Annotated in this window: 15 protein-coding genes, 2 pseudogenes and 1 riboswitch; of the genes and pseudogenes, 8 read left to right on the top strand and 9 right to left on the bottom strand. The window is 72.2% G+C overall.

Annotated features, from left to right (window positions below; translation table 11 throughout):
• Positions 1–96: 96 nt before the first annotated feature.
• Positions 97–1,028 (bottom strand): annotated as a pseudogene (locus tag AQI88_RS47515) (aldehyde dehydrogenase family protein).
• Here AQI88_RS47515 and AQI88_RS47510 point away from each other — a divergent pair.
• Positions 1,021–1,413 (top strand): annotated as a pseudogene (locus AQI88_RS47510) (3-hydroxyacyl-CoA dehydrogenase family protein); the annotation flags it as partial. The pseudogenes AQI88_RS47515 and AQI88_RS47510 sit on opposite strands and share 8 nt — an antisense overlap.
• Before the next feature lie 47 nt (positions 1,414–1,460).
• Positions 1,461–2,072, top strand: coding sequence for a TetR/AcrR family transcriptional regulator (locus AQI88_RS07665; protein ID WP_066994003.1), 612 nt, complete (start codon positions 1,461–1,463; stop codon positions 2,070–2,072).
• A gap of 424 nt (positions 2,073–2,496) precedes the next feature.
• On the opposite strand, the gene AQI88_RS07660 is transcribed toward AQI88_RS07665, so the two are convergent.
• Positions 2,497–3,507 carry a zinc-dependent alcohol dehydrogenase family protein gene (locus AQI88_RS07660; RefSeq protein WP_066994000.1) on the bottom strand — a complete coding sequence of 337 codons (1,011 nt, stop codon included), beginning with the start codon at positions 3,505–3,507 and terminating at the stop codon, positions 2,497–2,499.
• Positions 3,508–3,635: 128 nt separating this feature from the next.
• Entirely contained in the window at positions 3,636–3,986 is a 351-nt protein-coding gene (locus AQI88_RS07655) for an ArsR/SmtB family transcription factor (RefSeq protein WP_066993997.1), read from the bottom strand.
• Between the two features lie 105 nt (positions 3,987–4,091).
• On the opposite strand from AQI88_RS07655, the gene AQI88_RS44855 reads away from it, so the two are divergent.
• Positions 4,092–5,384, top strand: coding sequence for a hypothetical protein (locus AQI88_RS44855; RefSeq protein WP_066993994.1), 1,293 nt, complete (start codon positions 4,092–4,094; stop codon positions 5,382–5,384).
• A gap of 98 nt (positions 5,385–5,482) precedes the next feature.
• On the opposite strand, the gene AQI88_RS07645 is transcribed toward AQI88_RS44855, so the two are convergent.
• Both AQI88_RS07645 and AQI88_RS07640 read right to left on the bottom strand, forming a co-directional pair.
• Positions 5,483–6,895, bottom strand: a complete 1,413-nt coding sequence (locus tag AQI88_RS07645; RefSeq protein ID WP_066993991.1) for an FAD-binding oxidoreductase — start codon at positions 6,893–6,895, stop codon at positions 5,483–5,485.
• 68 nt (positions 6,896–6,963) lie between these two features.
• On the bottom strand, positions 6,964–10,188 hold the full coding sequence (locus AQI88_RS07640) for an ATP-binding protein (RefSeq protein ID WP_066993988.1): 3,225 nt from the start codon (positions 10,186–10,188) through the stop codon (positions 6,964–6,966).
• 238 nt (positions 10,189–10,426) lie between these two features.
• Here AQI88_RS07640 and AQI88_RS07635 point away from each other — a divergent pair, with 238 nt between their 5' ends.
• The gene (locus tag AQI88_RS07635; protein ID WP_066993985.1) at positions 10,427–10,984 is read left to right on the top strand and encodes a DoxX family protein; all 558 of its coding nucleotides are present in this window, start codon (positions 10,427–10,429) and stop codon (positions 10,982–10,984) included.
• On the opposite strand, the gene AQI88_RS07630 is transcribed toward AQI88_RS07635, so the two are convergent.
• Complete coding sequence (locus AQI88_RS07630) at positions 10,974–12,545, bottom strand: FAD-dependent monooxygenase (protein ID WP_066993982.1); 1,572 nt, start codon at positions 12,543–12,545, stop codon at positions 10,974–10,976. The genes AQI88_RS07635 and AQI88_RS07630 overlap by 11 nt on opposite strands.
• Before the next feature lie 514 nt (positions 12,546–13,059).
• Positions 13,060–13,638, bottom strand: a complete 579-nt coding sequence (locus AQI88_RS07625; protein ID WP_066993979.1) for a TetR/AcrR family transcriptional regulator — start codon at positions 13,636–13,638, stop codon at positions 13,060–13,062.
• Positions 13,639–13,909: 271 nt separating this feature from the next.
• Here AQI88_RS07625 and AQI88_RS07620 point away from each other — a divergent pair, with 271 nt between their 5' ends.
• From AQI88_RS07620 to AQI88_RS07605, 4 genes are read left to right on the top strand one after another with little or no spacing between them, the layout of a single operon-like run.
• The gene (locus tag AQI88_RS07620; RefSeq protein ID WP_066993976.1) at positions 13,910–14,509 is read left to right on the top strand and encodes a (2Fe-2S)-binding protein; all 600 of its coding nucleotides are present in this window, start codon (positions 13,910–13,912) and stop codon (positions 14,507–14,509) included.
• Positions 14,506–15,498, top strand: coding sequence for an FAD binding domain-containing protein (locus AQI88_RS07615; protein ID WP_066993973.1), 993 nt, complete (start codon positions 14,506–14,508; stop codon positions 15,496–15,498). The genes AQI88_RS07620 and AQI88_RS07615 overlap by 4 nt, the downstream gene beginning before the upstream one ends.
• The gene (locus AQI88_RS07610; RefSeq protein ID WP_066993970.1) at positions 15,495–17,627 is read left to right on the top strand and encodes a xanthine dehydrogenase family protein molybdopterin-binding subunit; all 2,133 of its coding nucleotides are present in this window, start codon (positions 15,495–15,497) and stop codon (positions 17,625–17,627) included. The genes AQI88_RS07615 and AQI88_RS07610 overlap by 4 nt, the downstream gene beginning before the upstream one ends.
• On the top strand, positions 17,620–18,762 hold the full coding sequence (locus AQI88_RS07605) for an XdhC family protein (protein ID WP_066993967.1): 1,143 nt from the start codon (positions 17,620–17,622) through the stop codon (positions 18,760–18,762). The genes AQI88_RS07610 and AQI88_RS07605 overlap by 8 nt, the downstream gene beginning before the upstream one ends.
• A 24-nt stretch (positions 18,763–18,786) precedes the next feature.
• Here AQI88_RS07605 and AQI88_RS07600 read toward each other — a convergent pair whose 3' ends face one another.
• Positions 18,787–19,665 carry an MBL fold metallo-hydrolase gene (locus AQI88_RS07600; protein WP_244184077.1) on the bottom strand — a complete coding sequence of 293 codons (879 nt, stop codon included), beginning with the start codon at positions 19,663–19,665 and terminating at the stop codon, positions 18,787–18,789.
• A 12-nt stretch (positions 19,666–19,677) separates the two neighbouring features.
• A riboswitch (guanidine-III (ykkC-III) riboswitch) is annotated at positions 19,678–19,745 on the bottom strand.
• 233 nt (positions 19,746–19,978) lie between these two features.
• Complete coding sequence (locus AQI88_RS07595) at positions 19,979–21,133, bottom strand: PP2C family protein-serine/threonine phosphatase (RefSeq protein ID WP_244184076.1); 1,155 nt, start codon at positions 21,131–21,133, stop codon at positions 19,979–19,981.
• Positions 21,134–21,390 lie beyond the last annotated feature (257 nt).

The following is a 21,390-nucleotide window of genomic DNA, read 5'->3' as shown; positions in this document are numbered from 1 at the left end:
GTTCGAACGAACAATAGGGAGGCCGGGGGGTCCTGTCCACCAGAGGCGGCGATGAACGCAATGCAGGGGCAGGGGAGTTGTGTGAGCGCGTGGATGTCACAGCATGACGTGCTTGGTCTGTGTGTAGTCGAGCAGGCCGGTGAGGGAGAGGTCGCTGCCGTAGCCGGAGTGGCGTACGCCGCCGTGCGGCATCTCCGAGACGGTCGTGCCGTGGGTGTTGACCCAGACGATGCCGGTGCGCAACGCCCGGCTCGCGCGCATGGCCCGGTCATGGTCGCGGGTCCAGACGCTCGCGGCCAACCCCTGGGGAACCGCGTTCGCCCTACCGAAGGCCTCGGACTCGTCGGTGAAGGGCTGGACGGTGACGACCGGCCCGAACACCTCGCTCTGTACGATCTCGTCCTCCTGCCGGGCTCCGGCGATCACCGTGGCCTGGTGGAAGTAGCCGGGGCGGTCCAGCGCCGTGCCTCCGGTGACGACTTCGGTGTGGTCCGGAAGGCGCACCAACAGGCCGCACACCGAGACGAGTCGGGCGGCATTGGCGAGCGGTCCGAAGTCGGCGTGAGCGTCGTCAGGGGCTCCGGGCAGCCGCCTGGCGGCCCGGTCGGCGAAGATGCCCAGGAAGGTGTCGTGGATCCGCCGGTCGACCAGGATCCTGTGGGAGCCGTGCAGTCCTGCCCCGCGTTGTAGAAGGCCAGCGACGACAACTGCTCGGCCGCGTCGCCGAGATCGGCGTCCTCGTAGACCAGAACCGGCGCGCTGCCGCCGAGTTCGAGGTGGAGCCGCTTGAGGTCGGCGGCCGCCACTGCGGCGATCTCCTGTCCGGCGCGGACACTGCCCGTGACGGCCACCAGCCGGACATACGGGTGGGCGACGAGCGAGCGCCCGGTGTCGCGGTCGCCGCACACCACGTTGAGCACGCCGGAGGGCAGGTGCTCTGCGGCCGGCCGGGCCAGCAGCGCGGCCGACGACGGCGTGGTGTCGGACGGCTTCAGGGCGACCGTGTTGCCGGCGGCGAGGCTGCTCACCTCGCTCGCCACGGCGGCACGGGCCGAGAGCTTCGTAACCGGCACCCTGGGCACGGAGGTCGTCCGGACCCGGGACCAGGCCGGGTTCGTCGTCAACGCGCTGCTCGTCCCGTATCTCCTGGCCGCGATCCGCATGGTGGAGTCGGGCAGCGCGACCGTCGAGGACGTCGACCGCGGCATGGTCCTCGGCTGTGCACACCCGCTCGGTCCGCCGGCCCTGACGGACCTGATCGGCCTGCACACCACGCGGGCCATCGCCGAGTCGCTGTACGCCGAGTCCCGGATGGTGGAGGCCGGACTGCTGGGGCGGAAGTCCGGGCGGGGCTTCCACGCGTACGACGGACCGCCGCAGGTCGCGGCGGCGGCACCGGCGAGGCCCGAGTGAGGGAAGATGGCCATCGCGTACGACCACCGGACGAGGGGAGCGGCAGGGTGTCCACCAAGGTGCGCACGGCAGACACACGCGAGCGCATCCTGACCGCGGCGTGCGAGGTCATCGCCGAGATCGGCTTCGAGAAGATCCGTATGCGCATGGTCGCCGAGCGGGCCGGCGTGTCGACGGCGCTGCTGCACTATCACTTCGACACGCGCGAGAAGCTGTTCACCGAGGCGATGACCCACTCGTTCGCCAACACCGCCGTCGACCTCGAACGCGATGCGGAGACGGCGCCGGCGGCACTCGTCCTGGTCCGCATCCTGCGCAGCCTGCTGCCGACCGGTCCCGAACTGCAGCAGGACTGGCGGCTGTGGCAGGAACTGTGGGCCCGGGCCCTGCGCGACGAGACCACCCGCGCCTTCGCCGTGGACCTGTACGCGCAACTGCACGCCTGGGTGGCCGGCGCGGTACGGCGGGGCATCGCGTCCGGCGAGTTCACGCCGACCGACGTGGACGACCTGAGCACGCTCGTCCTGTCCCTGAGCGACGGCTACGGCATCCGCCTCATGCTGCGCGATCCGACGGTCACTTTGGACTCGGCCCTCACAGCCATCTGGCGCCAGGCGTCGGCCGCGCTGGGCCTGCCGGCCGCGCTGCCGACGGAGTGAGAAAGCGCCGGGCTGCGGATCGGGCGCGAGCCAGAAGTCGGCCTCGGCGCGGTTGCACGCACGGTCGATGACGGCGGCGGCGCCGTGTCGGTGCGGCGGGCGCCGGGCGCCGCGCCCGGACACGGTGCGCGTCGGACCGGCGTCCTCGGGTACCGGATCCCGGCTCGGCCAGCGCCCCGGGCCCATCGGCAGCGCGCTCGCGGAACTCGGGCTACGGCGCCGGATCGCGGTCGTCGTAGTCAGCCGTGCGAGCGCGATGATGCTCGCCCGGGACACCGACCTCGTTGCGCCGACCTTGGCCGACCGGCTCGCCGACACCATCCCCGTGCTGGGAACAGCGACTCGAAGCCGCGGTCGTCCGGCAGGACGCCGAAGTCGCCGGGCGGGAAGGTGTCCTGGGCGGGTCACATGATGAAGCCGTGCTTCACGACGACGCCCCGTCCTCGTGCGTGACCGTGACGACGATCTTGCCGACCTGGCCGTTGGCCTCCATGTAGCGGTGGGCCTCGGCGATGTCCGCGAGGTCGAAGGTGCGGTCCACGACCGGGGTGAAGGAGCCTGAGGCGAGGCCCGCGCCCACGAACGCGACCGCGCGGCGCAGCCGCTCGGGGTTCGTGGTGATCTCGAAGAGCGTGTAGGTGCTGCTGGTCAGCGCCGGGAAGGAGCCGGCGTTGGGCAGCGGGGTGGGACGCGGGTCGAGAGCGCCGTAGACGACCAGGCTGCCGCCGGGGGTGATGGCCTGGGCGATGGTCTCGACGCCGGGGCCGGCGATCGGGTCGAAGGCCAGGCGGACGCCCTCGCCACCGGTGATCTCCTTGACGCGGGCGGGGAGGTCCTCGTCGTCGGTGACGACGACATGAGCCGCCCCGGCGTCCAGGAGCGCCTGCTTCTTGCCGGCCCCGCGCGTGGTGGCGATCGGGATCGCGCCGACGTGGCGGGCGACCTGGATGGCGGCCAGGCCGACGCTGCTGGAGGCCGCGGTGATCAGTACGTAGTCGCCCGGACGCACCTGGCCGCTCTCGGCGAGGGGGCCGTAGGCGGTGATGTAGGCCATCCACACGGCGGCGGCCTGGACGGGGTCGACATCCACGGGGCGGGGGACGACGGCCGAGGCCGGGATGACGACGTGGTCGCCGTAGGTGCCGTACTCGCTCTGCAGGAACGCCGGCACGACAGCGACCAGGTCGCCCTCGGCGAAGCCGTCCACGCCCTCGCCCACCGCCTCGATCACGCCGGCGGCCTCGTAGCCGAGCGTGGAGGGGAAGACGGGCTGGTAGAAGTAACCGCCCTGCCGGTACATGATCTCGGCCCGGTTCAGGCCGATCGCGTCGACGCGGATCCGCACCTCTCCGGCGCCCGGAGCGCCCACCTCGACGTCGCGGAGGGTCAGAACCTCGGGGCCGCCGAGCCGGTCGAACTGTACGAGTCTTGCCATGGTGCGTCCGTCCTGGGAGCAGAGATCAGGGGAGGACACCGAACCGACTCGGTGCCGGCACCCACCCTGCCCCAAGGTTCGATGACTGTCAAACTTTGAGATCCATCGAAATAGGCCCGGTGGCTGCCTCAGGCGGTGTCTGCCTGTGCCTGCGCGGTGGAGGCGGCCAGCACGGCCGACAGCAAGCCGGGAAAGCGCTCTTCCATCTCGTCCGTGCGCAGCGTGTTCATCTTCGTCGTCCCCACGTAGTACTGCCGGATCAGTCCGGCCTCGCGGAGCACGTTGAAGTGGTGCGTGAGCGTCGAAAGGGACACGGGCGCTTCGAAGGTGCCGCAGCTCTTGTCCTCGCCGGCCTGGCTCAGCTGCGACACCACCATGCGCCGCACCGGATCCACCAGCGCCTCCAGAACCTGCTGCAGAGAGACCTCCGACAGGTCTGGGTGCTCCACTGTCCGGGCGGCGGTGCGCGGGCGGGCCATGGTGACTCCTTGAGGCGACGTCGATGCGATCAGGCCATAGTACGAGCGCCATCGAAAACGGCCCGCCGTAGGCTGCCCGGGCAGGGTCGGTTCCTGGTGGGAGCGATGGGGGCAGTGGTGCGCAGACCGGTCGAGGGCGAAGTCCATGTTCACTACGGACAGATCTATGTGGAGAGCGATCCGGACAGCTTCGGCCTGGATCTTGCGGAGGCGTTCGCCGGGCAGAGTGGCGGGCTGTGCGGGGCGGCGATTCCCGGCGGGCTGTGGCTGACGACCGGACTGCACACGGGCGATGTCGGCTTCACCGTCGAGGTGCACGACCAGGCCCCGCCGCTGGAGGCGGGGTGGGAGGACGTCGTGGAGGTGTCGTTCCGCCCTGTTTCGGCCGACAGCGCGCTCGTGCAGTGGGCAGGCGAGGATTCATGGGACCTGGACCTGGACGAGACCGACTACCGGGTGCGCTACAGCGCCAAGGGCATGGACGAGGCGCACCGGCAGGACACCCGGCTGGACGAGGAGCCCCAACTGGACTGCTACCTGCTGCAGTTCTGGCCCGCCCCGCCCGCCCCGGACCGCGTTCTCGAGCAGACCTCCGCGATGGCTGCCTACTGGCACGACTACGCCCGCCGGCTGCCACCGCCCCCGACACCCGCCGAACGCGCCGAAGCCGAACGCCTCGCCCGCCTCGCGCAGGAACGAGCAAAGCAAGAACGCCAACTCGCCTACGAGCGGTGGGAGTGGGGCGGACGGCTGCCGAGTCAGGCCCTGCGTTCCGTCGACGGCAACGTACGTGGCCTGCTCGACTTCGACCCGGACCTCGTCCACGCCATCGATGCCGCCGGTCCCGACGTCCAGCGTGCGGTGGCCCTGCTGGCGGCCCGCCACGCGTGCGAAGCGGCCGGCCTCGCCGACCTCGACTGGATCGCCGCGGGACTCGCCGCCCTGGCCGAAGGGCGCCCGCTGCCCCCGCTGTTCGATGACCCGGAGCGGGTGTGGCACGCCTTGGACTCCGATCCGCGCGTCCCGGACAGAACCGTCGGCCACGCCGTCCCGCCCGAGCGGCCTCCGTTCCAGCCGTCCGCACGTGACGACGCGGACACACTGATGCCACAGATCGTGGTCCCGGTGGTTGCCGCGACACCACCGCAGACCGGCCCCGAACCGGGGACGCCCCAGCCCACCGGGGAGCGGTACACGTTGATGGTCACGGTCGGCGCGCCGGACCGCTCCCTGCCCGTGTCCCAGCCGAACATGGCCCTCCCCGCGCTGCTCGGCGCCACCGAAGCAGACCCGCTCCAGGCGGCTCTCGACGCCGTGTACGCAGCCGTGGCCACGTATGGCGAGGAGTACCCGGCCTTGCTCCAGGAGGTCTGGTCCCGGTGCCAGGGACGCCCGTAGACGTCGGCGTGGCGATCGTCCGCGCGGGCTGGGACGTGTAACTGCCTGGCATGCGTTGGGTGTTGGGGAAGGCGCCCGCGCAGGGCCCGGAAGGGCGGTCATGCCGCGGTCGAGGGGCGGATGTTCTGGTTGAGGCGGAAGAGGTTCGTGGGGTCGTAGGTGTCCTTGACCCTCACCAGCCGTTCGTGGACCGCACCGGGGTACGAGGCGCGCACCTTGTCCTCGGCGGCGTCGCCGGTGAAGTTGACGTATATGGCACCGTGGCCGTGGCGCGCGATCTCCTCGCGGGCGGTGCGGGCCCAGGCGACATACGCGTCGAAGTCTGTCGCGTCGGGGGATCGTGCGATCACGTTGCACAGCATGCCCGGATCCCGCTGGCTGAAGGCCGTCGCCTCGGCGGGCACCCGGGCGAAGGCACCGCCCAGTTGGTGCAGATGCAGTTCGCTGTAGGGGGTGGGTGTCCTCAGGTGGTGTCGCAGCACCGCGCCGAGCGCGGCGTCGGACGGCTCGATGAACGCCGACGTGAAGTAGTTGTGGGCGCCGGCCGTCCACAGCGGGTCGAGCATCGACTGCATGCCCGTGTACGGCATGGGGCCCATCAGGTCGGCGAGGGGGGTTCCCAGCGTCCGCAGCGGACCGACCGCCGCCTCGCCGGCCGCGGGGTCGCCCGCGTACATCCCGGCCAGCACCACGATGCGAGTGCCGTGCACCTCCTCCGGCAGGAACGGCAGGGGAGGGGCCGTCGTCAGGTTCACCAGCGTCGTCAGTTCGTCGGGCATGCTGCGGGTCAGCTCGCGCCAGCCCGTGACCACCTGCTGGGCCTCTTCCAGCGGATAGACGATCAGGCCGGCCAGGACCTGCGGCCCGACCGGGTGCAGCTGGTACTCGAGCGACGTCACGACACCGAAGTTCCCGCCGCCGCCCCGCAAGGCCCAGAACAGCTCGGAGTGCTCCTGCCGGTCCGCGCGGACCACGCGGCCGTCCGCGGTGACGACCTGGGCGGCCGTCAGGTTGTCGGAGGCCAGACCGTGGCGGCGCAGCAGCCAGCCCACTCCGCCGCCGAGCGTGAAGCCCGCGATACCGGTCGTGGAGACCAGGCCGCCGGTGACGGCGAGGCCGAAGGCCTGGGTCTCGTGGTCCAGATCGCCCCAGGTCAGGCCGGCCTGGGCGACCACCCGGCGCCCGTCCGGATCGACGTCGGCACCCTTCATCGGCGACAGGTCGATGACGATGCCGTCCTCGCAGGTCGAGAACCCGGCGATGCTGTGGGCTCCGCCGCGCACGGCGACGAGCAGGTCCTGACTGCGTGCGAACTCGACGGCGCGGATCACGTCCGCGGTCCCGGCGCAGCGCACGATCAGCGCCGGATGCCGGTCGTGGGCCCCGTTCCAGACGGCGCGGGCCTGGTCGTAGCCGGCATCGTCAGGGCGGACGACCCTGCCGCGCAGGCCCGCCTCCAGTTCGGCGATGGTGGCGTCCCCCAGGATGCCCTTTGCCGTGTCGATCGACATGGTCGGCTCCTCGGTATGAGTGCTTGCGCTGATGTCCAGGACCGTAGGCCGTGCCTCTTAGCACTCACTCAGCAGCCGCTTCGGCCGGCGGGTGCCCAGGGCAGCGTGCGCCGCAGGAGGACCGGGCCGCGGGCGTCGCCGAGGTGGGCGAAGAACGCACCGGCCCGGGCAGCGGCCGCTTCGGCGGCGTCGCGGTCGCCCGCCTGCCACAGCAGCCGCGCCAGCATGAGGGCGAGCCAACCGGCGGCGGAGGCCGACCCCGCGACCTGCTCCAGGCGCTGGGCGCGGGTCAGCAGCGTACGGGCGCGCGCCGAGTCGCCTGCGGTCCGGGCGACGAGCCCGAGGTGGAGCAGGCTGTTGGTGGTACCGGGGATGTCGTCCGTCTCCTCGAAGCCCGCGAGCACGCGGGCGATGGCCGCCTGCGCGCTCGCGACGTCCCCGGCGGCCAGGTGGAGCAGGCCGAGGCACCCCAGGGTAATGCCTTCCTCCCGGCGGTCGCCGACTCGGCGCCTGATCGCCAGCGCCGCGTCGAGGTACGTCCGTGCCGCTTCGTGGTCGCCCCGACTGCGGAGGATGTTGCCGAGAGCGTTCAGGGCCAGGGACTCACCGTGCGGGTCGGCGAGCGTGCGGAAGCAGTCGGCACTGCGTTCGGCCGCCGCGGTGGCGGCGCCGGTGTCGCCCTCCACGCGGGCCGCCCACGCGAGATTCGCCAGGGTGTAGCCGCGTGCCCGGGACGGGCCGACCGTGCGGCCGGCGAGCACCGTCTCCTCGTAGAACAGCGACACCTGCCCCGCCCCGTCGTCCTCGACCGCGTATCCCGGTGTCATGACCGGGAAGAACGGCCCGCCCTCGGCTTCGACGTCCTCCAGCAGGCGCAGCGTTTCCTCGTAGGCCTCGCGGGCCACCGAGCCCTCGCCGCGGCACACGGCCCAGACACCGTCGAGGTGTGCGGCGGCGGCGAGGACCGAGGGGGCGCTCGCGTCCTGGGCGAGGGCGCGGGCCCGGTCGAGGGCGATGCGGGCGCTGTCCCACGTACCGCGCATCCAGAGCAGGATCGCCTGCTGACAGTGGGCGGACGCCAGCGCTGCCGGCGCCTGCCGGTGCTGGTGGATCCCGACGATCTGCTCGGCGATGTCCTCCAGCGGGGAGCCGTCGCCGAGGCGGATGGCCAGCACGGCCCGCCCCATCAACGCGCGCGCCCGCTGCGGGGTGGGCTCCGGTGCGGCGGCCAGGATGTCGTCCAGCCAGCGCCGCCCCTCGGCGAGGCGCCCGCGCTCGGGCCAGAACGAGCGCAGGGCGACGGCCAGCCGCAGCGCGTTGTCCGGTTCGTGGCGCAGGAAGGAGCGCAGGGCGGCCCGGAGATTGCCGTAGTCGGCCTCCAGCTCCAGCGACGTGGCCCCGCAGACGCCGGTGGGCGGCTCGCGGTCCCGCGCCTCGGCGAGTGCCAGATAGAAGCGCCGGTGCCGGGCCTCGGTGACCGCCCGTTCCCCGGCGGCCCGCAGGCGCTCGGCGGCATACTGCCGGATCGTCTCCAGCAGCCGGTAGCGGACCTCGTCCTGCCGGGGCTCCACCCACACCAGGGACTTGTCGGCCAGCCGGCCGAGGAGGTCCAGCACCGAGGTGTCGTGCGTGCCGTCTGCGCACACCTCCTCGGCCGCGGCAAGGGAGAACCCGCCGGCGAAGACCGCGAGCCGGCGGAACAGGCGCCGTTCCTCGTCGTCCAGCAGCCGGTGGCTCCACTCCAGGGTGGCCAGCAGTGTCTCCTGGCGGGTCGCGCCGCGCCGGCTGCCCCGGCCGAGCAGGGCCAGGGCGTCGTCCAGCCGCTCGGCGATCTGACGCGGGGCCAGCACGTGGACCCGGGCCGCCGCGAGCTCCAGGGCCAGGGGCATTCCGTCGAGCCGGAAGCAGATCTGCGCCACGGCGTCCGCGTTCCCCGGGGTCAGCCGGAATCCCGGGGCCGCGTCGGCAGCCCGCTCCACGAACAGCCGCACGGAGGCGAAGCGGCTCAGTTCCGCCACGGACGGCAGCCGGCGCGGATCCGGCAGCCCCAGGGAGGGCACCCTGAAAGTACGTTCCCCGTAGCTGCGCAACGGCTCCCGACTGGTCGCGAGGACGAAGACGTCCGGGCAGCGGGCCATGATCTGCGAGGCCAGGGCGGCACACGCATCGATCAGGTGCTCGCAGTTGTCCAGCACCAGCAGCATCTCCCGGCCGCCGAGCTGCGTGATCAGCGCTTCCCGGGCCCCGCCGGACGGCGGGAGTTGCACTCCCAGGGCTGCGGCGACCGCCTCGGACACGAGAGGGGGTTCCGCCAGCCCGGCGAGATCCACGAACCACGCCCCGTCCCGGAAGTCCTCACGCCGACGGGCCGCCACGGCGAGCGCGAGCCGGGTCTTGCCGCAGCCTCCGGCACCGGTGAGGGTCAGCAGTCTGCTCCGCCCGAGCAGCTTCTCCACCTCGGCCATCTCGCGCTCCCGGCCGATGAGGGCCGTCGCAGGTGCCGGCAGATTGTGCCCTGGGCCCCCCGGCCGCTGCTCCCGCTGCTCGACCGAGTCGGCCAGCAGCTCGCGGTAGAGGCGGCGCGTCTGCGGGTCGGGGTCGGCGCCGGTGTCACGGCGCAGTGTGTCCCGCAGTCGCTCGTAGACGGCCAGCGCTTCACGGCGTCGCCCGGCGTAGGCCAGGACCCGCATCAGCGCCCGGTGGCCGGGCTCGTGCAGAGGGTCCTCGGCGATCAGGGCGTGCAGGACGTCGATGGCCTCGGCCGTGTGGTGATCGTGCTCGAGAGCCTCGCCGAGCCCCAGCCGAAGTGCCGTACGCCGCGTCCCCAGCGCCTCGGCTGCCTCGCTCACCCAGGGCTCGTACCGGTCCTCGGGCAGCAGCCCGGGAGCCGCCAGGGTGAGCGCGGCCCGGTAGTCGGCGGTGCTGCCACCGTCCGAGGCCCGCCGGGCGACCTCGTCGAAGGCGTCGAGATCGATCCGGACACCGCCGTCGGGGCCGAGCAGCACCAGGTCGTCGCGGAGCACGACGACGTCGCCCGGCGCGCCCGTGGAGGCCAGCGCACGCCGTACGGCGTGCAGTACCTGGTGCAGGTTGTTCGACGCAGCCGTCCGGTCGAGGTCCGGCCACAGAAGGTCGTACAGCCGCTCCCGGTGAAGCCGGTGGCCCGGTGACAGGCAGAGCAGTTTCAGCAGGCTCCGGGCCTTGCGCAGCCGCCACGCCCCGGCGACGACCGGGCGGTCCTCGACCGCCACGGCGAAACCGCCGAGGAGCCGGATGTGCACCTCATCGGCCATGGCTGCCCTCACGAGCAGGCTACCGCCACAAGCCCGCCGGGACCCGGGCCGGCCGGGGCGGCCGGAGAGGCCGTAGGACGGCCCGGCCCAGATGCATGATCATGGTCGTCGCGGAAGGATCGGCATGGGTGGTCCACGTTCTGCGACGCAGCGCAGGACGGCCGCCGACCGGTGCCTCGGCATCTTCTGTCCGAGCTGGGGGCAACGCCCGTTCCGGCGTTCTTACCGGAGCATCGACATGCATACGAAACGCATCTTGCACCGTTCTTCGAGTTCCACGGGATCACGCGCGCACGTCGCCACCGCACCGACGTCGTCCGCCGCCGACTGCGGCCTTTTGCTCATCCGGCTGACCTTCGGACTGTTCATGGCGGCGCACGGCGCTCAAAAACTGTTCGGGATCTTCGGCGGAGACGGCCTGACGGCGACCGGTCGGGTGTTCGCCGGCCTCGGCTACCGCCCGGGAAGGCTCTTCGCCGTGATCGGTGGCCTGTCCGAATTCCTCGGTGGCCTCGGCCTGGCTCTCGGACTGCTCACTCCACTGGCGGCGGCCGCCCTGATTGGCGTGATGATCAATGCCATGGCGACCGTCACCGGCGCCCATGGCTTGTGGGATGCGGACGGCGGTGTGGAGTACAGCGTCTGCATCGCCGTGGCCGCCCTGGCCGTCGCGGCCATCGGCCCGGGCCGCATCGCCGTCGACCGGTTCTTCCCCTGGGGCACGGGCGGATGGGGCGAGGCCGCATTCGCCCTCGGTCTGGGCGGAGTCGGCGCCGCGATAACGCTCAGTCTTTGAGTGCCGGGCGGGTGAGTGCGCTGAGGGCGTGGTGGAGGGCGGCCTCGCCCGGTGGGTGATCGCGCCACCGCGCGCCGATGTGCCCGTCAGGCCGGATGAGCAGCGCTCCGTGCGGGCCGAGGTCGCAGAGGTCGGTGTGCTCGTCGGGCAGGGGCTCGATGCGCAGCGGCCAGGGTGCGGTGGTGCGGGGCGCCCAGTGGGCGGGGTCCGGGGTGAGCAGGGTGAACCATGCGCCGAACGCGTCGAGCGTGGAGCGGTCCGGACTGAGCCAGAGGTGCGGCATGCGACGGCCCGGCGCCGTGGTGGGGATGTAGTCCGTGCCCGTGTCGGACGGCTCGGGTGGGGCGCTGTTGTCGGTGAGGACGGCGCCGGAGCGGTAGGTGACCCCGAGTACGAGACCGAGTTGGGCGAAGTACCGCTCCGACCAGGGAAGTTCGATGCGGGCCGACGCTGCCTGACCGGTTTGGAGCTGGTCGCGGCGCCGGTTTTGTACCTGAAGCAGGAGGCGGGCGTTGGCCACCGCCTGACGGAGAGTCTCATGGGCGACGGGTTGTCGTTCCGTCTCGTAGGTCCCCACCAGGCTCGGCTCGGCCCACCCCTGGAGGGCACCCGCCAGTTTCCAGCACAGGTTGTGCACATCGGCGAGACCGGTGTTCATGCCCAGGCCGCCGATGATGGGGACCGCGTGCGCGGCATCGCCGGCCAGCAGGATCCGGCTGTGTCGGAAGCGTTCGGCGACGAACGCGTTCATCACCCAGTGCTGCACCCGCACCACCTCGGCCTGTACGTCGGCGCCGGGGCCGAGGGCGCGCGAGACGAGCCCGGGCCAGTCGGCGCCCGCAGCATCCACGGGTGTGGGGCCGAACCAGGCCCAGCCCCCTTCGGGGTAGAGCGGGGCGAACGATCCGTGCGAGGTGAAGTAGACCCCGGCGGGCTGGCGGGCGCACCAGCGGTTGAGGTCGGCGTCGAACACGACGGTGGTGAAGTCACCCATCGCTCCGGGGCCGGTGGTGCCGATGCCCAGCAGTTGCCGGACCGTGGAGTTCGCCCCGTCGGCAGCGAGAACGTAACGGGCACGGACGCGGGTCCGGTCACCGCGTCGGTGATCGACGAGCGAGGCCAGGACGCCGTCGTTTTCCTCGGCCAGGCCGACGAGCTCGACCCCGAACCGGACGTGTGCGTCCGCTGCGGCGAGCAGCGTGGGCTCCAGCCGGTCCTGCGAGGTGACCACGCCGGTAACGGGGCTCTCGGGTACCGGTGCGTTGACCCCGATCATCGCCGCTGTGGCGAAGTCACGGTCGTGCAGGGTGTCGCGGAAGCGGACGCGGCCGTACTCGGGTGCGAACGCGTTGCCCGCGATCCCGGCAGCGAGCCCGAGCTGGCGATAGATCTCCATCGAGCGCACGTTGACCAGCCGGGACCGTGGAAAGGGTGACAGCTCACGGCGCTTCTCGACCAGCAATACCCGTACGCCCCAGCGTTCCAGCAGCGCCCGGGCGGTGAGCCCGACAGGCCCGCCTCCGACGATCAACACCTCCGCCTCGGCGTCTGCTGAGGGCATGTCGCACTCCTCCTGCTGACCTCTGACCCGTCGCGGCACTCGGTGGCTGTCGGCCGTGCCGTGAGGTCAATGAACCCCGCCCGGCGCCCGGCCGCAACGTCCGCGCATCCGAGTACACCCGAACGTGCGCCCGCACCGCTCGGATCAGGCCATGACGATGTGCCGGGCAGTAGCGTTCCTCCGGCGCGAGCGGGAGGGAGACGCTGCGGCCGTAACCGATGTCCGCCGCGACCACAGCCGGGGCCGGCCCGGGCCCGGCCGGGCACACCGGGATCGCCCGCAGCCTGTTGCACCTGGCCACCGGCCGGCCCGGGCACCGTGACCACTCCGGTTGCGGCAGGAGCGGACGTGAACACCCGGTGCACCGGCTCGCATCGCGAGACCCTGCGGACTGGGCGGCCGGCAGCGACGACGTCCCCGTCTTCGATGGTGCGACCGCCTCGGCGCCCGCGTCCCGCCCTGTGCAGGGCCGCCGAGCCGCGAGGACGCCGGCCCGCCGTCGGTGGCGCGGCGTTCAACGGCCGGGCGCCCCCGCCCGCAGGCCGTCCATGACGAAGTCGAGGAGCCGGGTGGCGCGGGGCTGCCAGTCGTCGTGCGGGGCGAGCTGCCAGAGGCCTGCGATGGTGAGGAGGAAGTCGTCCGCGGTGACTCCGGGGCGGATGGTGCCGGCCTGCTCGTTGGCGCGGAGCAGCAGTTCCGCCGCGGAGGTCACCGGTGTGTGGGCCGGTTTCGCCGGGCTTCCCGGTCCGCCGGTGGCCTGGCGTATCGCGTCGGCGAGGCCGGCCTTGGTCATGGCGAACTCGGCGAGCCGGTCCATCCAGGCGCGCAGGGCCTGCTCGGGCGCCAGCGTCTTGAGCAGATGGACCGCGCTGTCGGCGACCTGCTGCATCTCGTGGCGGTAGATCTCCAGGACGAGTGACTCGCGGTTGGGGAAGTTGCGGTAGAACGTGCCCTGCCCGACGCCGGCCTTCTTGGCTATCGCGCTCAGCGGGGCGTCCGCGCAGCACGTCAGCTCGGCGAGTGCCACTTCCAGGATGCGCTCGCGGTTGCGCTGCGCGTCCGAGCGCAGGGGTGCGTCCTTCTTCTGTGGCACTCGTCCTCCTCCAGGGTCCGTGGCTGAACCCCGCCCTTGCTAACCGGACAGCTGTCCGTTAAGTTCTCAGGTAAGCGGACAGCTGTCCGGTCACGTCCACGATAGCCGTGGTCGCGGCCCTACGGCAGTCGGCTGCTGTCATCTTCGGTCCGAGCATCCCGTACCTTCGGTCCGCTCCTGCGCATCGGCCCCTACGACGCACTCTCGGCGGCGACCGGTACCCGGGCTGCCGGACCACCCCTTCTGCCTGGAAACGCGAAAGAAGCTGCTCATGCCCTCATCGACGTCCAGTGTCATCACCTTGAAGATCAACGGCGAGAAGTACACACTGCCCGTCGACCACCGCACCACCCTGCTCGACGCCCTCCGCGAGCGCCTCGATCTGACCGGCCCGAAGAAGGGCTGTGACCAGGGTCAATGCGGTGCCTGCACCGTCCTGCTGGACGGGCGCCGGGCCGTCGCCTGTCTGCAACTGGCCGTGGCGGCCGAAGGCCGCGAGATCACCACCGTCGAGGGCCTGGCCGACGGTGAGCAGTTGCACCCCGTACAGCAGGCCTTCCTCGACCTGGACGGTTTCCAGTGCGGCTACTGCACCCCGGGACAGATCTGTTCGGCGATCGGGGTGATCCAGGAGCACGCGGCGGGCTGGCCGAGCGCCGTCACCGACGACCTCCGGCCCGAAGCGGGACCCCCACCCCTGACCGCCGACGAGATTCGTGAGCGGATGAGCGGCAACCTGTGCCGCTGCGGCGCGTATGTCTCGATCGTGGAGGCGGTGGCCCGGGCGGCGGCCGGGACCGGCACCCGCACGGACACCGCGCCCGCGGCACGCATCAGCCCTGAGGCGGGCACGAAGGAGGCCGTGGCATGAGGGAGTTCGGCTATCAGCGGGCGTCCGACGTCGCCGGCGCCGTCGCGCTGCTCGGTGCCGATCCGGACGCACGCTTTCTCGGTGGCGGCACCAACCTCGTCGACCTGATGAAGACCGGCGTGGAGCGGCCCGCCCGGCTCGTCGACGTGCGTGAACTGCCCCTGGACCGCGTCGAGATGACGGCAGTCGGTGGTCTGCGCATCGGCGCCACCGTCACCAACGGCGACCTGGCCGCCCACCCCGAAGTCCGGCGCCGCTACCCGGCGCTGGCGCAGGCGGTGCTGGCCGGCGCGTCCGGGCAACTGCGCAACATGGCCACGGTCGGCGGGAACCTGCTCCAGCGCACCCGCTGCGGCTACTTCACCGACGTCACCAAGCCCTGCAACAAGCGTGTCCCCGGCAGCGGTTGCCCCGCCGTCGCGGGCGAACACCACAACCACGCCATCCTGGGCGCGTCCGACCACTGCGTGGCCGTACACCCCTCGGACATGGCCGTCGCCCTCACCGCCTTCGACGCCGTCGTCCACTTCGAAACCGCGAACGGACCGGGCGAGTTGCCGCTCGCCGAGTTCTACCTGCCCGTCGCCGACACCCCACACCGCGAGACCGCTCTGCCGCCGGGCGCACTGGTCACCGGCATCACCCTGCCGCCCGCGCCCACGGCCGCCAACTCCCGCTACCGCAAGGTGCGCGAGCGCGCCTCGTACGCGTTCGCCATCGGCTCCGTCGCCGCCGCGCTCGACATCCGTGACGGCGTCGTCCGGGACGTGCGCCTGGCCCTCGGCGCGGTCGCCTCCCGACCGTGGCGGGCAGTCGAGGCCGAACGTGTCCTGACCGGTGCACCGGCCGACGCCGAGACCTACGCCGCCGCGGCGGACGCCGAGCTGACGGCGGCGCGGCCGCTGCCGCACAACGGATACAAGGTGACCCTGATGCGCAACCTGATGGTGGCCGTGCTGACCGAACTCGCCGAGGAGGCCGCCCGATGACCGCCGTCACCACCGGGACACCCACGCCTACGCCCTCCGTCGGCACCGCACACACCCGTGTGGAAGGCAGGGACAAGGTCACCGGAGCGGCCCGTTACGCGGGAGAGATCCCCTTCGCCGACCTCGCGCACGGCTGGCTGGTGCTGTCCACGGTCGCCCGCGGCCGCATCCGCTCCGTCGAGACCGCTCCCGTCCTCGCCATGCCGGGCGTCCTCGCCGTCCTGGACCACCGCAACGCACCGCGCGTCGAGACCGATTACACCGGCCTGATGGGATCGAAGCCCGACCCGACCTGCGCCGTCTTCCAGCACGACCGGGTGCCGCATCTCGGCTGGCCGGTGGCGCTGGTCGTCGCAGAGACGTCCGAGCAGGCCAGGGAGGCCGCCGAGGCGCTCGTGGTGCACTACGAACAGCAGCCCCACGACGTCGACTTCACGGGCGAGCACCCGGACGCCTACCCGCTGGACAGCCATATGCCGGCGGTGACGGAGAAGGGCGACCTCGACGCCGAGCTGGCCGCGTCGGCCGTCGTCGTGGATGCCGAGTACACCACCCCCGAAGAACACCACAACCCGATGGAACCGCATGCGGCGACCGCCCGCTGGGACGGCGGCCGGCTCGAGGTGATCGACTCCAACCAGGGCGCCACCTGGGTCGTCGGCGAACTCGCCAGCCTCTTCTCGCTCGACCCGGCCTCGGTGCGCGTACGCTCCGAACACGTCGGCGGCGGCTTCGGCAGCAAGGGCGTCCGCGCCCATCAGGTGGCCGCCGTGATGGCCGCGACCGTCCTGCAACGCCCCGTACGGGTCGTCCTGACCCGCCGTCAGATGTTCTCGCTGGCCGGCTACCGCAGTCCCACCACCCAGCGCGTCAGGCTCGGCGCCGACGCCGACGGACGGCTGCGCGCACTGGAGCACCGCTCGCTGAGCCTGACCTCCACCGTGCACGAGTTCATCGAACCGAGCGCCGGGGTCGCACGGGTGATGTACGACGCCGACGCCCACCACACCGCCAACCGCGTCGTACGCCTCGACGTACCGACCCCGACCTGGATGCGCGCCCCGGGCGAGGCACCGGGGTCGTTCGCGCTGGAGGCGGCGCTCGACGAACTCGCCGAGAAGTGCGGCATCGACCCGATCGACCTGCGGCTGCGCAACGAACCCGACAAGGGGCCCGTCTCCGGCCTGCCGTTCGCCGGCCGCAATCTGCCCGCCTGCTTCCGCGAAGGCGCCCGCAGGTTCGGCTGGGCGGACCGGGACCCGCGCCCCGGCCTGCGCCGGGACGGTCGCTGGCTGCTCGGCACCGGCACGGCGGCCGCCTCCTTCGGCGCGGGCGCCGCACCGTCCACGGCGACCCTGACCGCTCACCCGGACGGCACCTTCACCGTCCGGATCGCCGCGGCCGACATCGGCACCGGGGCCCGCACCGCACTCACCCTGGTCGCCGCGGACGCGCTGCGTGTGCCCCCGGAGCGGGTCCAGGTGCGCATCGGAGACAGTGACTTCGGACCGGCGATGATCGCCGGCGGTTCCATGGGCACCCGCTCCTGGGCCTGGGCGGTCACGACCGCGGCCGGCGAACTGCTCGACCGGCTGGCCCTGGGCACCGGCATCCCACCGGAGGGCATCACGGTACGGTCGGACACCACCGCGGCCATCGGCGCGCTCGCCCCCGCCGAACGCCACTCCTTCGGGGCGCAGTTCGCCGAGGTGGCCGTGGACACCGCCACCGGCGAGGTGCGCGTGCGGCGCATGCTCGGCATCTTCGCGGCGGGCCGCATCGTCAACCCGCTCACCGCACGTGGTCAGTTCCTGGGCGGCATGATCTGGGGCATCTCCATGGCCCTGCACGAGGAGGCTGTCCGGGACCGCGCCTCGGGCGGCCATGTCGGTGCCGACCTCGCGGGCTACCACGTGGCCACGCACGCCGACGTACCGCACATCGAGGCCGACTGGATCGACGACCCGGACCCGCGCGACCCGGTCGGGATCAAGGGCATCGGCGAGATCGGCATCGTCGGCGCCGCGGCCGCCATCGCCAACGCGGTCTGGCACGCCACCGGCGTACGCCACCGCAGCCTGCCGATCAGGCCGGACCGCGTCATCCTGGCGGGGGCTCCAAGTGCTTGACATCGCCGAGGAGTTGCTCCGCTGGGTCGAGGAGGGCCGGGACTTCGCCGTCGCCACCGTGCTCGCGGTGGGCGGCAGCGCGCCGCGCGGTCCCGGCGCCGCCCTGGCCGTCGACAGCGCGGGCACGGTCATCGGCTCGGTCTCCGGCGGGTGCGTGGAAGGCGCCGTGTACGACCTGTGCCGGCAAGCGCTCCGGACGGGCGAGAGCGTCACGGAGCGCTTCGGCTACAGCGACGAGGACGCCTTCGCCGTAGGACTGACCTGCGGTGGCACGATCGAGGTGCTGATCACGCCGGTGGGCGGGCTGGCGCCCGCCCGGACGGTCCTGGCATCGGCTCTGTCGGCCGCTGTCCGGGGTGAACCGGCGGCCCTCGCCCGGGTCGCCCGCGGCCCGTCCGAACTCCTCGGCCGGGCCCTGCTGGTACGAGACGACGGCACGTACGAGGGCGGTCTCGGCTCTCACCCGGAGCTGGACCGGACGGCTGCAGCCGAGGCCCGGGCTCTGCTGGAGGCCGGGCGCACCGGCACGGCGGACATCGCCGAGGACGGCTCGCACTGCCCCGGCGGCCTCACCCTGCTGGTCGAGTCGAACGTGCCGCCCCCGCGCATGATCGTCTTCGGTGCGGTGGACTTCGCGTCGGCGCTGGCGCGGGCCGGCAAGTTCCTCGGCTACCACGTCACCGTCTGCGACGCCCGGCCCGTCTTCGCCACACCGGCCCGCTTCCCCGACGCCGACGAGGTCGTCATCGACTGGCCGCACCGCTACCTGCGGCGCACCGGAACCGACACCCGCACCGTCCTGTGCGTGCTCACCCACGACGCGAAGTTCGACGTACCCCTGCTGAAAGCGGCCCTTCGGATGCCCGTGGCGTTCGTCGGCGCGATGGGTTCGCGCCGCACCCACGAGGAACGCAACCGGCGCCTGCGGGAAGAAGGCGTGAGCGAGCGCGAGCTGGCCCGGCTGCGGTCCCCGATCGGCCTCGACCTCGGCGCCCGTACGCCGGAGGAGACCGCGCTGTCGATCGTGGCGGAGATCGTCGCCGCCCGGCGGGGCGGGACGGGCGTGCCCCTGACCGGCTCGGAGACACCGATCCACCGCGACCGGGGGGAACACGACGGGGCTACGGCCGCGTGAAGGGCACTGTCAGCCGCACCGGGCTCAGGTGTGGGGGCACAGGACGAAGTCGGAGCAGGCCCGCCAGGCCGGGTCGTCGCCGAGTTCGGTGAGCGCCTCACGGATTCGGCGGAGGTGGCCGGGGGTCAGCTGGAGCGGGGGCTCGTCGGGCTGGTAGGTGGTGCGGACCGGATAGTCCACGCCCGGCTCGGCGGTCATCTCGATGTGGCAGCCGAGCACATGGGTGACCGGCCGGCGGTCGGCGAACTCGATCAGACGGTCGATGCTGCGGGCGAAGACGGGGACGTCCTGGATGTAGAGCCGGCCGGGATAGACGCTGTCACCGGTGAGCAGGAGGCCGGTGGCCGGGTCGTAGTAGGTGACGGCCGCCTCGTGGTGGCCCGGGGTGGCCAGGCACTCCAGAACCCGGCCGCCCAGGTCGACGGCGGCGACGGCGTCCGGGTCCGTGTCGAATCCGAAGCACCGCCAGGCGGTGGCGCGGTCGGCGCCCACCACCGTGGTGTCCGGGCGGTCTGCGAACTGGCCGTCGCCCGCGATGTGGTCACCGTGCCCGTGGGTGTGCAGCACGAGCAGGTGGTAGCCGTCCCGGGGATGCCGGGCGAGCCAGTCCGTGAGGAGCCCGTCGACCACTCGGCGCAGGGGGAAGAACTCGGCGGACTCGGTGGCGCCGGTGTCGATGAGCACCGCCCGTTCGTTGCCGCACAGCAGGAACAGGAACGGCGCCTCGTAGTGGACCGCCATGTTCTGCCGCAGGATGAACGTGTGCTCGTCGTACGCGTGGACCTGGATGTCCGGGTCGGTGTTGTGCTTGGCCGACGGCGAGCCGTGGATCCACCGCACGTCCAGCGGGCGCGCCCGCGCAGCGGTGTGGGTGAAGTCGATCAGGTGCGTGCCGGCGTCCACGATGTCTCCGCGCGTGCGTCGTCTTGGCGGGCCGGGTACGGCGCACATCTCGTCCGGGGCAGGCACGTCCGAGCCTCCGACGGGACGCTACCACGGTGTCCGGAGGGTGGGCCCGTGGTCGCGAAGTCGCCCCGCGCGTCGAGCTGTGTACCGGGATTCAACGGCGACTTCGGCGGCCGGCAGACCATCGGCGCGTACCGGATCAAGAACATCCCGGGGATCGGCCTGCGGCTCGTCGCCTGCACCGGCGAACGGCATGCCTCAGGACGGCGGATGACACGGAAGGCGCTTGCCGGCAGCGGCTCCGTCGACGTCATCCCGGCTCGCGGTTCTCGCCCGCAGGCGGAGCCTGTGCGGCCGGCTCGTCGGCCATCAGACAGGCCGTGAGCGCCGCGGTGTCGTCCTGCAACTGGTTGTGGCTGTAGGCCAGCAGGTCGTCGTGGAGCTGTTCCAGCAGTTCCCGGGGCGGGAGAGGGCCCCAGGAACGGAGGCGCTGGAGCAGGGGGTAGAAGGAGCCGGTGGAGTCGCGGGTCTCCGTGATGCCGTCCGTGTACAGCAGGAGCTGGTCGCCGGGGCGGAAGGCGTAGGTGTCGACCTGATACGGGTCTTCGACGAGCATGCCGAGGTTCAACGGCGGACCCGACCGCCCTCGGTCCAGCTCGCGCACCTCGTCGGGACGGATGAGGACGGGCGGTGGGTGGCCGCAGTTGACGACGCGGACGACCTGGCCGTCGGTGGGGATCTCGGCGAAGACGGCGGTCACGAACCGTTCGCACAGCTCGCTTCCGCCGAGGTGAGCCGCCCTGCGGTCCATGCTCGTCTCCACGTGGTCCGCCAGGGCGGGAAGATCCGGTTCGTCATGCGCGGCCTCGCGGAACGCGCCGAGCATGGCGGCGGCGGTCTCGACCGCGAGCAGACCCTTGCCGCGGACATCGCCGATGAGCAGACGGACCCCGTACGCGGTGGGGACCGCCTCGTAGAGGTCGCCGCCGATGCGTGCCTCCGCGGCGGCGGACAGGTAGAGGCTCTCCAGGAGAAGGTTGCCGATCCGGTGCGGAACAGGTCTGAGCAGAACGCGCTGCGCGATCTCGGCCACGAAGCGCACGTCGGCGAGCGTGCGCTCACGGCGGGTCCGATGCGCGGCCAGGATCGTACCGAGGACACCTACCAGGACGGTGCAGATGTAGGCGGCCACGTAGTGGCGGTCCCACTGGTAGCCGACGGACCGGCCCGCACAGCACGGGGTACCGGCCAGGACCCCTTCGAAGAGGACGGCGAAGACCGTGGTGCCGGCGACTACGACGAGCCCGTGGGCGAACGCGGCAACCAGCGGCAGGGCGATCAGCGCAAAGCTCACCGGCCAGTCCACGGGAGTGAGGGGTTCGATCAGCAGCAGGGCCACTACGTACAGGACCGGAAGCCAGCGCATCCACGCCGGGGGCGCGGGCAGCTCGGTCCGTACGGCCATGCCGGCCGCAGGCTCTCGGCGGGTATGTCGGCGCCTCACCCGTCGCTCCCACACGCCGTCGCAGCTGTCGGGGCGGCCCGGGCCGCGTGCCGTGCGCGCGGACGACATGCCTGACGGTTCGGCTTACGCGGCCTTCGCACTCCGGACTCCTGTCACACGACCCCGACCAGAGGTCCAGCCTCCTGTGCCGGGTCGCGGCACACCGGTGATTGCTCCACTTGGCGGCATGTTCTGCCAGGCCGTTCGCGGCTCCTGTG

Source organism: Streptomyces cellostaticus (genome assembly GCF_001513965.1).
GTDB classification, from domain to species: Bacteria; Actinomycetota; Actinomycetes; order Streptomycetales; family Streptomycetaceae; genus Streptomyces; species Streptomyces cellostaticus.
This window is presented reverse-complemented; position numbering and strand designations above follow the sequence as displayed.

What these genes read in the sequence shown, in the direction of transcription:
- AQI88_RS07635 (WP_066993985.1), top strand. Translation starts at nt 10,427, where the DNA reads ATGCATACGAAACGCATCTTGCACCGTTCTTCGAGTTCCACGGGATCA.
- AQI88_RS44855 (WP_066993994.1), top strand. Translation starts at nt 4,092, where the DNA reads ATGGGGGCAGTGGTGCGCAGACCGGTCGAGGGCGAAGTCCATGTTCAC.
- AQI88_RS07640 (WP_066993988.1), bottom strand. Translation starts at nt 10,188, where the DNA reads ATGGCCGATGAGGTGCACATCCGGCTCCTCGGCGGTTTCGCCGTGGCG.
- AQI88_RS07595 (WP_244184076.1), bottom strand. Translation starts at nt 21,133, where the DNA reads ATGGCCGTACGGACCGAGCTGCCCGCGCCCCCGGCGTGGATGCGCTGG.
- AQI88_RS07620 (WP_066993976.1), top strand. Translation starts at nt 13,910, where the DNA reads ATGCCCTCATCGACGTCCAGTGTCATCACCTTGAAGATCAACGGCGAG.
- AQI88_RS07645 (WP_066993991.1), bottom strand. Translation starts at nt 6,895, where the DNA reads ATGTCGATCGACACGGCAAAGGGCATCCTGGGGGACGCCACCATCGCC.
- AQI88_RS07655 (WP_066993997.1), bottom strand. Translation starts at nt 3,986, where the DNA reads ATGGCCCGCCCGCGCACCGCCGCCCGGACAGTGGAGCACCCAGACCTG.
- AQI88_RS07615 (WP_066993973.1), top strand. Translation starts at nt 14,506, where the DNA reads ATGAGGGAGTTCGGCTATCAGCGGGCGTCCGACGTCGCCGGCGCCGTC.
- AQI88_RS07630 (WP_066993982.1), bottom strand. Translation starts at nt 12,545, where the DNA reads ATGCCCTCAGCAGACGCCGAGGCGGAGGTGTTGATCGTCGGAGGCGGG.
- AQI88_RS07610 (WP_066993970.1), top strand. Translation starts at nt 15,495, where the DNA reads ATGACCGCCGTCACCACCGGGACACCCACGCCTACGCCCTCCGTCGGC.
- AQI88_RS07660 (WP_066994000.1), bottom strand. Translation starts at nt 3,507, where the DNA reads ATGGCAAGACTCGTACAGTTCGACCGGCTCGGCGGCCCCGAGGTTCTG.